Source organism: Ruegeria sp. H4, from assembly GCF_056533065.1.
In genome coordinates, this window is sequence record NZ_JBQFOC010000002.1 from 400,730 (window position 1) to 413,970 (window position 13,241).

The 13,241-nt window shown below is 57.4% G+C and carries 11 protein-coding genes and 1 riboswitch; of the genes, 6 read left to right on the forward strand and 5 right to left on the reverse strand.

All coding sequences use genetic code 11. From position 1 onward, the window contains the following. The first annotated feature begins 27 nt into the window (after positions 1 to 27). The gene (locus tag ACR0KG_RS13450; RefSeq protein ID WP_480827562.1) at positions 28 to 660 is read left to right on the forward strand and encodes a MarC family protein; all 633 of its coding nucleotides are present in this window, start codon (positions 28 to 30) and stop codon (positions 658 to 660) included. An 8-nt stretch (positions 661 to 668) separates the two neighbouring features. Here the strand turns inward: ACR0KG_RS13450 and ACR0KG_RS13455 are convergent, their stop codons facing one another. Continuing rightward, positions 669 to 1,598, reverse strand: a complete 930-nt coding sequence (locus tag ACR0KG_RS13455) for a glycine--tRNA ligase subunit alpha (RefSeq protein ID WP_480827563.1) — start codon at positions 1,596 to 1,598, stop codon at positions 669 to 671. A gap of 207 nt (positions 1,599 to 1,805) precedes the next feature. Between ACR0KG_RS13455 and ACR0KG_RS13460 the strand changes: the two genes are divergently transcribed. Continuing rightward, positions 1,806 to 3,545 (forward strand): serine protease, encoded by a 1,740-nt coding sequence (locus ACR0KG_RS13460; RefSeq protein ID WP_480827564.1) that lies wholly within the window; start codon positions 1,806 to 1,808, stop codon positions 3,543 to 3,545. Between the two features lie 55 nt (positions 3,546 to 3,600). On the opposite strand, the gene ACR0KG_RS13465 is transcribed toward ACR0KG_RS13460, so the two are convergent. Both ACR0KG_RS13465 and ACR0KG_RS13470 read right to left on the reverse strand, forming a co-directional pair. Further along, the gene (locus tag ACR0KG_RS13465; protein ID WP_480827565.1) at positions 3,601 to 5,175 is read right to left on the reverse strand and encodes a 5-guanidino-2-oxopentanoate decarboxylase; all 1,575 of its coding nucleotides are present in this window, start codon (positions 5,173 to 5,175) and stop codon (positions 3,601 to 3,603) included. Beyond that, entirely contained in the window at positions 5,175 to 6,623 is a 1,449-nt protein-coding gene (locus ACR0KG_RS13470) for a TrkH family potassium uptake protein (RefSeq protein ID WP_480827566.1), read from the reverse strand. Before ACR0KG_RS13470 ends, ACR0KG_RS13465 begins: the two co-directional genes overlap by 1 nt. Positions 6,624 to 6,847: 224 nt before the next feature. Here ACR0KG_RS13470 and ACR0KG_RS13475 point away from each other — a divergent pair, with 224 nt between their 5' ends. Then, positions 6,848 to 7,276 (forward strand): hypothetical protein, encoded by a 429-nt coding sequence (locus tag ACR0KG_RS13475; protein WP_480827567.1) that lies wholly within the window; start codon positions 6,848 to 6,850, stop codon positions 7,274 to 7,276. Positions 7,277 to 7,691: 415 nt separating this feature from the next. On the opposite strand, the gene folE2 is transcribed toward ACR0KG_RS13475, so the two are convergent. Both folE2 and metZ read right to left on the reverse strand, forming a co-directional pair. Then, on the reverse strand, positions 7,692 to 8,792 hold the full coding sequence (folE2, locus tag ACR0KG_RS13480) for a GTP cyclohydrolase FolE2 (protein WP_480827568.1): 1,101 nt from the start codon (positions 8,790 to 8,792) through the stop codon (positions 7,692 to 7,694). A 199-nt stretch (positions 8,793 to 8,991) separates the two neighbouring features. Beyond that, positions 8,992 to 10,182, reverse strand: a complete 1,191-nt coding sequence (gene metZ, locus ACR0KG_RS13485; RefSeq protein ID WP_480827569.1) for an O-succinylhomoserine sulfhydrylase — start codon at positions 10,180 to 10,182, stop codon at positions 8,992 to 8,994. A 65-nt stretch (positions 10,183 to 10,247) separates the two neighbouring features. Continuing rightward, positions 10,248 to 10,325, reverse strand: a riboswitch (SAM riboswitch). Positions 10,326 to 10,457: 132 nt separating this feature from the next. Here metZ and ACR0KG_RS13490 point away from each other — a divergent pair. The 3 genes from ACR0KG_RS13490 (at position 10,458) to ACR0KG_RS13500 (ending at position 13,052) form a co-directional block, all read left to right on the forward strand. Further along, entirely contained in the window at positions 10,458 to 11,393 is a 936-nt protein-coding gene (locus tag ACR0KG_RS13490; RefSeq protein WP_480827570.1) for an alpha/beta hydrolase, read from the forward strand. A 23-nt stretch (positions 11,394 to 11,416) separates the two neighbouring features. Then, positions 11,417 to 12,106 carry a glutathione S-transferase N-terminal domain-containing protein gene (locus tag ACR0KG_RS13495; RefSeq protein ID WP_480827571.1) on the forward strand — a complete coding sequence of 230 codons (690 nt, stop codon included), beginning with the start codon at positions 11,417 to 11,419 and terminating at the stop codon, positions 12,104 to 12,106. Positions 12,107 to 12,221: 115 nt separating this feature from the next. Then, a complete protein-coding gene (locus tag ACR0KG_RS13500; RefSeq protein WP_480827572.1) occupies positions 12,222 to 13,052 on the forward strand; it encodes a TPM domain-containing protein in 831 nt (276 codons plus the stop codon). Positions 13,053 to 13,241: the final 189 nt, after the last annotated feature.

The window sequence follows — 13,241 nt, forward strand, 5'->3', positions numbered from 1 at the left end:
TGTACAGGATGAAACGAGGCAATACGCATGGATACCACCCTTGTCATCGGATTTTTTGGCGCGCTGTTTGCGATCATGAACCCGGTCACAAATCTGCCCGTGTTTCTGAGTGTCACACAGGATCTTCCCGTTGCGGATCAGCGCAAAGTCGCTGTGAAAACAGCGACCTACTGCCTGATCCTTGGGTCGGCCTTTGCGCTGATCGGCAATCAGGCGCTGGGACTGTTTGGCATCAGCGTCGATGACCTGCGGGTGGCAGGTGGTCTGGTTGTTCTGATGATCGGGCTGAACATGCTGAATGGGAACGAAAGCAGTTCGCATCACGGAACCGAAGGGGAGAAGAAGTCTTACCCGGCACCCGAGACGGTGGCGTTTTATCCGCTGGCCTTTCCAATTTTGGTTGGCCCAGGCACGATCACCACACTGATCCTGTATGCAAGCCACATAAAGAAACCCGTTGAAGCCATTGCTTATGCTGGTGTATTTCTGGTTGTCGTCGCGATGTTGTTCATAACGTTTTGGAACGCATCGGCGCTGGCCAAGCGCCTGTCCGAAAATGCCCGGGTGATCATGAGCCGTTTCATGGGCATGATCCTGTCGGCCATCGCCATCAGCATGATCGCCGACGGTCTTAAGGTGTTGTTGCCTGGATTGGCCTAAGCCGCGCATCAGGCCCCGAACCCGGCGGCCTCGGTCTGGACAAAAGCATCAGCACATTGCTTAGCCAACGCACGAACCCGGCCGATATAGGCCTGGCGTTCCGTGACCGAGATCACCCCCCGTGCGTCCAACAGGTTGAAGATGTGGCTGGCCTTGATGCACTGGTCATAGGCTGGATGTGCCATGACGATGCGCTTGCCGGTCTTGGGATCATCGTGTTCCTGCGCCAGAATAGTGGCGCATTCTGCCTCGGCCTCTTCGAAGTGGCGCAGCAAAACCTCGGTATTGGCCACGTCAAAGTTCCAACGGGCATATTCTTCTTCGGTTTGCTTGAAGATATCGCCATAGGTCAGCGGGCTGGGCGACTGAGGGTCATTGAACGGCATGTCCATCACGTGGTCGATGCCCAGCACATACATCGCAAGTCGTTCAAGACCATAGGTCAGCTCGCCCGAGACCGGCGCGCAGTCATGGCCACCCACCTGTTGGAAATAGGTGAACTGGCTGACTTCCATACCGTCGCACCAGACCTCCCACCCAAGGCCCCAGGCACCAAGGGTCGGACTTTCCCAGTCGTCCTCAACAAAACGGATGTCGTGCAGCTCCATGTCGATCCCGATGGCCTGCAAGCTGCCCAGATATAGCTCTTGCAGATCGGGCGGGCTGGGTTTGATCAGAACCTGATACTGATAGTAATGCTGCAGCCGGTTGGGGTTTTCACCGTAACGCCCATCCGTCGGGCGACGCGAGGGTTGAACATAGGCTGCAGCCCAGGGTTTGGAGCCCAGCGCACGCAATGTGGTCGCAGGGTGGAACGTCCCTGCCCCGACTTCCATGTCATAAGGCTGCAGAATCGCGCAGCCCTTCGAGGCCCAATAGGTCTGAAGCCGCAGGATTATTTCCTGAAAAGAACGCGGTGCGCTGGACGGTTCGGTCATGACATTCCCTTTGGGCGCTACATGCACCCGGTTCCGGTCGGTTTCGCCCTTCCTATGCAAGGGGCCAAGGGGCGTCAACGGGCCAATCGGCACATCCTGTATCTGCACAGCCACACAGTGAAATCTGCGTATTCGCGCCATGGTATTTAGACCGCGAAATCGCGTATTCTGCGCGAAATGTTCAACACTGCATAAAACGGGCAGAATATGACACGAGTTTTGACGGCATTTCTTTTGTTTCTTCTATTGGGAGTGCACACCGCATCTGCACAGCAAGACCAAGGCGTCTGGGTACAGGTTGAAGCCCAGCCTTCCTTGCGTGAAGCACAGGATCGTGCGCAGGCCTATGCCAGCGCCCTGCCCGATGTGAACGGGTTCCGCCTGAACAGTGGCTGGTACGCCATTGTGATCGGCCCCTATGCCCGCAGCGACGCGGAACAGGTTCTTCGGGTCTATCGCGCCGAGGGGCAAATCCCGCGCGACAGCTTCATTGCATTCTCCAACGATCTTGGTCAGCAGTTTTGGCCCATTGGCGTTAATCTTCTGGATCGCGGGATAGTTGCGCCCCCGGTTGAACCGGAACCACAGCCGGAACAGAACCTGTCAGAGGTCACCCCGCAGGACGCAGACGAAACACGCGCCGAAGCGCTACAGTCCGAACGATTGCTAACTGCACAGGAACGTAAAGACCTGCAAACCGCTTTGCAGGCCGCTGGGTTCTATAACTCGTCCATCGATGGCGCATTTGGTCAGGGAACCCGCCGCTCGATGGGCGATTGGCAGCGTTTCAACGGCTATGAGCCGACGGGCGTTCTGACAACATTGCAGCGCAAGGCCCTGATGGATGACTATAACGCGCCGCTGATCAGTGTCGGGATGGGATCGTATACTGACGATCAGGCGGGCGTGTCTTTGGACATGCCGCTGGGTGCCCTGGAATTTGACCGCTACGAGGCGCCGTTTGTCCATTTCAAATCAAGTGATGATATCGGGGCTCAGGCGCTGTTGATCTCGCAGGAAGGCGACAAATCCACCCTGCGCGCGCTGTATGAAGTGATGCAGTCACTGGAAATCGTACCACTTGATGGCCCGCGCGAACTGCGCGGTGATCGGTTCTCGTTGGAAGGGCGCGGCAACGGCGTTGTCTCGTTCACACAGGCGACACTGAAAGATGGGCAGATCAAAGGGTTCACTCTGGTCTGGCCCGAAGGGGACGAGGCGCGCCGCCTGCGCGTTCTGGCCGCCATGGCGCAGAGCTTTGCGACCACCGATGCGGTTCTGGACTCAGCAGCAGGCGCATCGGCGGATCAGCGGATCGACCTGATCTCGGGCCTGCAAGTGCGCAAACCGCGCCTGTCGCGGTCAGGTTTCTTTGCCGATACCAGCGGGGCGGTTCTGACCGTATCCGAGGCGGCAGATAACTGCACCCGGATCACGCTGGACGGCGATCAGGAGGTTCAGGTGGCCTGGACCGATGCCGATCTGGGTGTCTCGGTCCTGCGCCCCAGCCAGAACCTTGCGCCCATAAGTGTGGCCGCGTTCAGCGCGGACACGCCGCGCATTCAATCCGAGGTCGCGGTATCCGGCTTTTCCTATCAGGGTGCGCTTGGTGCCCCGACCCTGACCTATGGTCAGATCGCGGATATCCGTGGCCTGAACGGAGAAGAAGGCGTGAAACGTCTGGCCCTGAACGCCCAGCCCGGTGACGCGGGCGGCCCTGTCTTCAACGACAGCGGTAATGTGGTGGGCATGTTGCTGCCAACCCCGACCGAAGGGCGCACCCTGCCCGCCTCGGTCAGCCTGGCCGCAACCGCCGCGCGTTTGACAGATGTGTTGACCCAGGCCGGTGTGTCCGGGCAGCCCAGTCAGGAAAGCACACAAATCTCACCCAATGAGTTGAACCGCCGGGCGACTGGCATGACAGTTCTGGTACATTGCTGGGACTAAGCTTACCGCATTGGTAAATCTGAAAGCGCCGCAAGTTTCTGCGGCGCTTTTTGTTTCACAGAATATCAGGTGTGGCGCAGATCAATGTTGGCCCGTCCGCCTGAAACGCAGCGCGCACAGAATCCTGCAGCGCATCCAGCGTAGCGGGCGCAGCAGACCGCGCGCCAAACGCCTCGGCCAGTTTGCAAAAAACGGGATTGCGCGCCTCAACTGCGTTTGGCGCGATCTGGCTGCGGACCATGCTGTCCTCGATCTCTTTCAGCCTTCCATTGTCCCACAGGATGATGGGCAGAGGCAGACCCAGTTCTACCGCAACCCCCAGTTCCTGCATCGTGTAGTGGAACCCGTAGTCTCCGGCGATCACAGCGGTTGGTTTGCCCCTGCGCCCAATCGCCCCGCCAATCCCGGCAGGCAAAGCATATCCCAACGTGCCAAAGCCTGTGGGGTGGTGCCAATGGTGAGGATAAGCCATATCCCAGACCTCTTTCGCGACATAGGCGAACTGGGTCATGTCAGAATAGATCATCGTATCGGCAGGCATCGCGGCGCGCAGGGCGTCGACGACCGGCACAATGCCTGGTCGTTCGGCATCCACCTCAGCCCGCCAGCGGGCGCGCGTTTCGGCGACCTCCTCCGCGGTCCATCCCGTGGCGGGTTTGGCATCTTCGGTGACCGCCCATAGCGCCCGCGCGAAACTTGCACTATCCGCCTGAATTTTGACGGCGGCCCGGTGATGATCTGACAGAACCTCGGGGTCCAGATCAACGCGGATCAGGGTGGCTTTGTGCCCCAGCTCGCGCCGCCACAGATCGACCTCTCCCAGCTCTGCACCAACCGCGATCACCAGATCGGCAGAGGCGATGACCTCGGCGCTGCCGGGTCGGGGCAGCATTGCCCCGAAATCCAGCGGATAATTCACCCCAGCCATCCCGCGTCCGGCATAGGTGGTGAAACAGGCCGCGCCCAACTGTGTCAGGATTTGCCGCCATTCGTTCGACCGGCAACCGCCCCCCAGAATGAACAACGGTCGTTTGGCAAGGTTCAGCAGCGAGACAGCCGGTGCGACATCGGGCGGCTGCGCCTTGGTGCGCAGCGCGGGTTGGTTCGGAAACGGGGCTGGATCAGCATCCGCTTCCAGCTGCGCAATGGGCACCTGAATATGCTTGGGCCGGGGGCGGTTGAGTTCAAACTCCTCAAATGCACGTTCCACCAAACCATAGGCAGCCTGTGACGTATTCGCCTGCGCGGACCAGTCTGCGACAGCTCCCGCAGCCGCTTGCTGATCCTTCATCTGATGCAACTGGCCGCGATACTCATGCGTCTCATCCAGACAGGATGAAAGAACCAGCATCGGCACCGAGTCGCTGTAGGCCTGCCCCATGGGCGTCATGATGTTGCACAAGCCCGGCCCGGTGATCACATAGGCCATACCCGGTCTACCGGTCGCTCGAGCATATCCATCCGCCATGAACCCCGCGCCTTGTTCGTGCCGCGCCAGAACATGGGTGATCCCCGCCTCTTCGATACCCCGATACAGTTCCTGATTGTGCACACCCGGAATGCCAAAGATCACATCGACGCCTCGATCCCTGAGCATGTGCGAGAGTTGCGCGCCAAGGGGTCTTTTCATCAGCTTCTCCAGAATTGAACGGTAAAGATTGCATAGACGGCCAACAGCTCAAGCCGTCCCACGAGCATGCCGATGATCAACAACCATTTCGCCGTATCGTTCAGCCCGGAAAAGTTGCCTGCCGGCCCGATCTGATCACCCAGCCCTGGACCAACATTGGCCAGAGCGGTGGCCGCGCCAGAAACCGAGGTGATGAAATCCAACCCTGTCAACGCCAGCGCCCAAGACAGTACGCCCATAGACAGCACAAAGAACATGAAAAAGCTCATGACCGAGGTCAGAACATCCCGGCTGACAGGGCGGCCGTCATATAAGGGTACAAACACGCCATGTGGTGATCGAATGCGCCGGATTTGCGTTTTGATCGACGCAAACAGAAGTTGATATCGGAACACTTTGATCGAACAGGCGGTCGAGCCCGCGCAACCGCCGATCAGGCCGATCAAGAAAAACAACATGATAGCAAAGCTGCCCCAGTTCATATAGTCAACGCTGGCATAGCCTGTCCCTGAAATGATCGACGTGATGTTAAACAGGGATTCCCGGAAGGCCTGTTCCCAATGGTGTGGAAACACAGATGTCAGGAACACTGACATGGCGACGACCAGAACCAATATCGTGGCTATGAATGCTCTGATCTGACTGTCACGCCACAGTGAAAGCGTATGACCGTTGGCAAGCTGAACGTAGCGCACAAAAGGCAGTGCCGCCAAAATCATGAAAACCGATGCGGCATATTCCGACGGCCCTGTAAACGTCCCAAATGAAGCATCATAATTCGAAAACCCGCCCGTCGAGATTGTCGTGAAGGCGTGCACCAGCGCATCAAAAAAACCCATGCCCAGTGCTGCGTAGACCAACATGCAGACAACCGTCAGGAACACGTAGATCAGGGATATCTGGCCCGCAATCTCTTGAGCGCGCGGCAGGATTTTCCCCATGGTTTCAAACCCTTCCGAACGGAAGATTTGCATCCCGCCCACACGTAGCTCGGGCAAGAACACCATGGCAACGACGATGATACCGATGCCGCCCAGCCACTGCAAAATGCCACGCCAAAGCAGCAAACCTTGGGGCAGATCATCCAGGCCTGAAATGACGGTTGAACCGGTGGTGGTCAGCCCTGACATCGCCTCGAAATACGCATCGACAAAGCGCAGTTCGGTTTCACCAAATAGAAACGGGATCGCCCCAAAGACCGGCAAGGCAACCCAGACGCCCGTGGTTAACAAAAAGGTCTGACGAATAGTCAGACCTTCACCCACCCCGTTCGAGCAGCTGATGGCCAGAACCGAACCCGCCAGCATGGTAATAATGGCGCTTTCCAGAAAGACATGCCATTCGCCGCGCCCTTCGATCAGGTCGGCAACCATAGGCGGCAGCATGGTCGCCCCCAGAATGGCGACCAGCAAGCCAATCACATATCCGACCGGGCGAAGATCCATCATGAGGCGCAGCGTTGGCGCGCCGACCCGACCGTGTCAAGCAGATGATCCGCGATTATTCTTCGGAACTCTGGGTTGCCTTGGGCATCGCAGGCGGTTTTGACGGCGCGCGTGTACGGCGAGCTTGAGGTTTCGGTGTTTCGGCGGCCTGCGCTGTTTTCACCGCAGTCGCCTTGCGAGGTTTGGACGCAGCTTTAGGGACAGTTGCCGTTTTTGCTGCTGTTGCAGTGGCATTTGCAACCGCGGGCTTAGGAGTAACCGGTTTTGAAGCCCGCGCTTTCGGCGCTGGTTTCGCCGCGACGGGTTTGGCAGCGGCGGGCTTTGGCGTTGCAGTCTTTGTTACGGGCGCTGCAGGTTTGGGGACTGCAGCTTCCGCTTTGACAGGCGCTTTGGCTACAGCTGTAGGCTTTGCCACCGGCTCGGATTTGACCACTGGCGTGGGCTTTGCTGCAGGTGCAGGTTTAGCTGCTGTGCGCGGTTTGGCCCTGAATTTCGCTGTTGCTGCTGCTTTGGGCGTCGCTGTTGCTGCCGCCTTAGGCTTTGATGCAGCGGGTTTTTTTGCCGGGGTGGCTTTGGCGCGTTTTGCGACAGGTTTCTTGGGTGCAGGCGTTTTGGTTACCGGGGTCGAACCCAGTGCCGTCGTCTGCACTGCCTGAACCTGAGCCAATGGAAATTCCATTGCCGAGCGGGCAACGATTTGCATGATCTTGATTTGGCTCACCATGGCGTAACCAGCCACGCGAAATGCCGCTGCCTGAAACTCCAGCGGTTGGGTAATTGGATTCATTACATGTCTCTCCTGTAGCAACGAAGCAGCCTGAAATCTGAGGGTAAGTGTCCCTGTCCGCCCAGATCATCTGGGCAGAGCTTTGGGTATTGCAGTCCAGGGCGTGGCACGTCTCGGTGTCCTTCCGGGGCAGCACGCAGGTCAAAGCCCGTCATGCGGCAGCTGCATTCCCGAACATTTTTACACTACAACATCACGCAAGTGCAGCATTTTTGCTGCAATGCGGCGATAGGGCGCTGATACGCGTTCTTTGTGATGAAAATCCAGGCGCTTAGGCGCTGTCGTTACCCGACGTGGAACAGGGTTGTGAACAGTCTTGGGTCCAGACTGACCGACTCGAAGGTGGGCCCCTCGGTCAAAACCGAAACCGCGTCGTGGCTGTGCAGGCTTTCCTGATGGCTTGCGATCACACGGAAGTCACCGACGTGATGGTCGGCCAACAGTTCAGCACAGAACAGACGCGCGGCGTCTTCGACGAAGATTGGATTGGCCGCGTTCAATTCGGCAAAGGCCTGTTCATCTTCACGTTTCACCATGACCTGCGTTTCTGTCGGCACCGCTCGGCGGCACAGTTCGATCAAATCCTCGAACCACAGGCAATCTGCATCGCAATCCACAACAACGGAAATCCGCGCGACCGAACGCTGAGAGTGCGGCGTTGCAAGCTGCCCCCGCTGCGACCGGGCATGCTCGCTCAGTTCCAGTGAACAGGGGCAGGTCGAAGAATAAACATAGTCCAGATGCATGATCTTTTGACGCACACCGTTCTGTTCGACCAGTTCCAGCGCGATGTCATAATACTGATATCCTTCCAGCCCCGAGCGCAGGCTTTTGACCTTCGCCGGATAGGAAAACCGCATCTGGATGCGGGCATCGAAACTGTCGAGATCGGTCAGATAGTCGCTCAGCGCGGCCTCAATCACCTCAAAGCTGAACGTCCGTTCCGCATGCTTATAGAAGGAGCGCATGATCCGGGACATGTTGATGCCCTTCTTCTCGGCCTCAAGGCTTACGGTGCCTGTGATCGAGGTCTCAAGCGTCAGGTCGTCCCCGCCCTTGCGATGAAAGCGGATTGGCAGGCGGAAGTTGGAAATTCCGACGTGCTGGATCTGCTGCCTTGCACCACGGATCAAACTAGAGGGACCGTTTTGCAGATCGGGTAGCGAGGCGCGATAGGCGGCATCCACCGCAAATTCTTCGGGATACTCCCGCGCGAGCGCCGGATAATTCTGTGCATTGAACCCCGGGATCAGCCGCGCCACAGCCGGATCAAGCTGCGAAATCTCAAGAGACGATGCAGTTTCGGCCCATTTGCGCAGCAGCTTCAGGGCGGCGGCGGCCTCGTCACGGTCCGGAGTATCAATATCGCGCGGATGAACGTTCATTGGCTGAGGGTCCTCAATTGGTCATCCTTGATATAGATGACTGCAGTTCATTTGCCAGTGTAGCGTTTTACGGACGCGATACCATTCCGGATTGAAATGAAATGAAAAATACCGGCGCTTTTAGGCCGATACTGACAGCGAGCACAGGGATAGGCCGCGTTTCATCATGATAATGGGGGCATTCCCGCCCCCAATCTACTCAGGTTTGTGACGCCTGCAAAGCGTTGCGGATATCCGTCAGCAGATCATCTGCATCCTCAAGCCCCACAGAAAACCGGATCAATCCGGGGGTAATGCCCAGCTCATCCTTCTGCTCATCACTCAGGCGCTGATGTGTGGTCGTCGCCGGATGTGTCGCAATGGATTTCGCATCGCCCAGATTGTTCGAGATCACAGGAATCGTCATGGCATTGAGAAACTTAAACGCAGCGTCCTTGCCCCCTTTGATATCCAGCGACAGAACGGTGCCGCCTTTTCCGCCCAGTTGCGACTGTACCAGAGCATTCTGCGCGTGGGTTTTCAGCCCCGGATAAAGCGTCCGCTCCAGCGCAGGATGTTCTTCCAGCGCTTCGGCGATATGCTGGGCCGTGGCCGCTTGCGCATTCACGCGCAACGCCATGGTTTCCAGACCTTTCAGCATGACCCAGGCATTGAATGGGCTCAAAGCACCACCGGTGTGTTTTAGGTAAGGCTCAACCGTGCCCCGAATGAAGTCGCGCGTGCCGATAATGACACCGCCCAAGGCGCGTCCCTGCCCGTCGATATGTTTGGTGGCCGAATACACAACTACATCCGCGCCCTGCTCGATCGCACGCGAAAATACGGGGGTGGAGAATACATTATCCACCACGACCAAGGCACCTGCCGCATGGGCCAGCTTGGCGACCGCCTCGATATCGATTACCTCAAGCGTTGGGTTCGACATGGATTCGAAGAACACCGCCTTGGTGTCTGGCCGAATTGCTGCCTCCCACTGCTCTAGATCTGTGCCATCCACAAATGTCACCTCAACCCCGAACCGGGTCAGGATGTTTTCAACGATATAGAGACAGGACCCAAATAGCGCCTTGGCCGAAACGATATGGTCCCCAGCCTTCAGCATTGAGGTCAGCGCACCATTGACAGCAGCCATCCCTGACGCGGTAGCAAAGGCATCCTCGGCCCCTTCCAGCGCGGCGATGCGCTGTTCAAACATGGACACAGTCGGATTGCCGTAACGGGCATAGATAAACTCATCAGGGCCGCATTCCAGAAACCGGGCCTCGGCCTGCTCGGCACTGTCGTAAACAAAGCCCTGGGTCAGGAAAATCGCCTCGCTTACCTCATTATACTGACTGCGACGAATGCCGCCATGGACGGCCTGCGTGCGTTTGTTCCAGCTCTCGCTCATGTCATTCCTTTCGACTCCGATCCCCGGAGCGCATCAAAAAAACCCCAGACGCGGTCAAGCGAAAGGGGCCTTTCATCCTGACCTTTTAGCGGTGTTGTTTAGCGTGGCCCGCAATCCGGTAACAAATCGCCACGTAGTGTTGTTGCCCTTACGCCGCAGTCGCGAATTCGTCAAGCCCGGCGCCTGCATCGTCACGGTTCTGTAATCGTTCATTCATGGAAACGTCATAGCGTCATGACAAAGCGGCACCACAACATCTTGTATGAGGCAGAACTATGCCAGTGATCAGGATCAATGCTGTCAACGGGCGTGCTGAATTGCACGGTAGTTCCCGCCCCTTGTTCGGGGCTTTGCAAGAGGCCCAGCAATCCGACGGTCCAGTCATTATCATGACCCACGGGTACAAGTACCGGCCGGATGATGCCAATGCCTGCCCACACCGGCATATTCTGTCGCTGCATCCCAAGGCGATGCCCTGGTACAGCCCCAGCTGGCCGCAACATCTGGGCTTTGGCAGCGGGTTTGAAGACGAAGGTTTGGCCATCGCCTTTGGCTGGGACGCGCGCGGCCCGCTCTGGTCAGCGCAGCGCCGCGCCGTTGAAGCAGGTAAGGTTCTGGCGGAGGTCATTCGTCAAGTGCATCACTTGAATCCTCAGCGTCCGATTCATTTCATCGGCCATTCGATGGGCACCGAACTGGCGCTTGAGGCGTTGCATCACATTCCAACGGGTGCACTCAGTCGCATCGTATCGCTCACCGGGGCCGCATATCAATCCCGCACCATTGCCGCCCTGATCACACCCGCCGGGCGCGCGGCCGAGTTCATCAATATCATCAGCCGCGAGAACGATCTGTTCGACTTTCTGTATGAAACCGCCATTCAGCCGCCCCGCCGCGGGGATCTTAGCATTGGCGCGGGCCTGACGGCACCAAACGCAGTCACATTGCAGATCGATTGTCCGGACACGGTGGATCACCTGTCGGCGCTGATCTTCCCACTCGCTGCGCCCGAGCGACGCATCTGTCATTGGTCCAGCTACACACGCCCCGGCGTGCTGCGCGTCTACAACGCCCTGCTGCGCGACCCCGAACGCCTGTGCCTGCACACGCTTAGGCGCGGTATCCCCAAGACGCCGCACCGGCGCTGGTCACGGCTTTTTGCCCTGCCCCGGCCGCAGGCACTCTTGCCGTTTGCGCAGAAAGCTTCATGATCCCCTCAGCTTGAGGAGATATCATGATCGATCTGTATTTCTGGCCCACGCCAAATGGCTGGAAGGTCTCTATCGCTTTGGAAGAGATGGAGCTGCCTTACTCCACCCATTTGATCAATATCGGCAAGGGTGATCAGTTTGATCCTGACTTTCTGAAATTTTCACCCAACAATCGTATGCCTGCCATCGTCGACCCTGACGGCCCGAATGACGCACCCGTTTCCGTGTTCGAAAGTGGCGCGATCTTGATGTATCTGGCGCGCAAGACGGGGCGTTTCTATGGCGAATCCGAACGGGACCGCATCGCCATCGAAGAGTGGCTGATGTGGCAGATGGGCGGTGTAGGCCCGATGGCCGGACAAGCGCATCACTTCCTGAAATATGCCCCTCAGATGGACCCACCCCAAGACCTGCCCTATGCCAAGGATCGCTATCGCGCCGAGGTTGGGCGCCTTTACGGCGTGCTCGATCGACGACTGGCCGAAAACGAATACGTCGCGGGCGACTTCTACTCGATCGCCGATATGGCGATCTGGGGTTGGGCCAGCCTATGGGAAGGCCAGCAGCAGCAGCTTGAAAACAAACCGCATTTCTCACGCTGGCTCAACGCAGTCGGTGCCCGCCCGGCGGTACAGGCAGGTCGCGCCCTATATGCAGAGCTACGAGGCGACCATCAGGACAAAACAGCGCAAAGCGTTTTGTTCAAACGATAAACATGACAAGAGACCCACATCAGTCAGTAATAAACCCACCAAATTGGGGACTAAGTATTTAGCAATTGCTGTTCCATTTTCCTGCTGTAGGATTCACAAAAACCTGTGAGCAACCATGAGAATTGCCTTTATCCTATTGATGGCTTGGGCCAGTGCCGCACTGGGACAGACCTATCCAGAATACAAAAACACGACCGTCAACGACTTCGCTGATTTGCTTAGCCCGCTGGATGAGCAGGCTGTTTCACAACAACTGCAGAAACTCAAAAGGGAGACCGGGGTTGAGATGACTATTCTCACTCTGCACACTCAAAACAACTATGCGCCCAACCGGACGCTCGAGCAATTTGCCACAGGGCTTTTTAATCATTGGGGGATTGGCGCCTCATCGCGAAATGATGGTGTCCTTGTAATGGTCCTGCGTGACGATAGGGCAATGCGAATAGAGCTTGGGGCTGCATATGGGCGCGCTTGGGATGACCGGGCGAAACAAATTGTCGACAGCAAGTTCATTCCGGCCTTCAAAGCAGGCAGCTATTCAAACGGGATCAAACTCGGAACCACAGCCATCATAGAAAAGCTGGTATACCCGTTCCGCGCCGGAGAAGATGCGCCCACCAAGAAAACAAGTGATGATCCCGGTCTTTGGATTTTTGCAGCGTTTGCGCTGGCGATGCTTTTGTTCAATCTCCGCAGCACAATAAGCGATGGTTTGGCTCGATTTCAAACCTGCCCAAAATGTGGGAAACGCAGCCTAAGGCAGAGCCGTCGGGTCAGAATCGCGGCAAACAACACAATGCCCGGTTCGGGAATTCGCCGGATTGAGTGCCTTAATTGCGACTATTCCGAAGAAACTTCGTACACTATTCCAAAAGTATCCAGCGGCACCAGCAGCAGTTTCGGAGGGGGCCGATCCGGGGGTGGCGGAGCATCCGGACGCTGGTAGCATCAGATGCGCAAGCCCTTGCTTGCTCTTTGACTCATCTGAATTGGGTCGCCCACGTGTTGGCGTCCTCAAATCCGAGTTGAACTTTGGTATCTAGTGCCGATCTGCGGCGCGATGCGTCGCAATTGCCACTGGAAACGCTTAGCTCCCTTGACTAATGAAGAATTCGACACTTGCAGAAGGAAGACG

Coding starts and splice junctions, on each gene's coding strand:
- ACR0KG_RS13450 (WP_480827562.1), top strand. CDS start 28: ATGGATACCACCCTTGTCATCGGATTTTTTGGCGCGCTGTTTGCGATC.
- ACR0KG_RS13455 (WP_480827563.1), bottom strand. CDS start 1,598: ATGACCGAACCGTCCAGCGCACCGCGTTCTTTTCAGGAAATAATCCTG.
- ACR0KG_RS13460 (WP_480827564.1), top strand. CDS start 1,806: ATGACACGAGTTTTGACGGCATTTCTTTTGTTTCTTCTATTGGGAGTG.
- ACR0KG_RS13465 (WP_480827565.1), bottom strand. CDS start 5,175: ATGAAAAGACCCCTTGGCGCGCAACTCTCGCACATGCTCAGGGATCGA.
- ACR0KG_RS13470 (WP_480827566.1), bottom strand. CDS start 6,623: ATGATGGATCTTCGCCCGGTCGGATATGTGATTGGCTTGCTGGTCGCC.
- folE2 (WP_480827568.1), bottom strand. CDS start 8,792: ATGAACGTTCATCCGCGCGATATTGATACTCCGGACCGTGACGAGGCC.
- metZ (WP_480827569.1), bottom strand. CDS start 10,182: ATGAGCGAGAGCTGGAACAAACGCACGCAGGCCGTCCATGGCGGCATT.
- ACR0KG_RS13490 (WP_480827570.1), top strand. CDS start 10,458: ATGCCAGTGATCAGGATCAATGCTGTCAACGGGCGTGCTGAATTGCAC.
- ACR0KG_RS13495 (WP_480827571.1), top strand. CDS start 11,417: ATGATCGATCTGTATTTCTGGCCCACGCCAAATGGCTGGAAGGTCTCT.
- ACR0KG_RS13500 (WP_480827572.1), top strand. CDS start 12,222: ATGAGAATTGCCTTTATCCTATTGATGGCTTGGGCCAGTGCCGCACTG.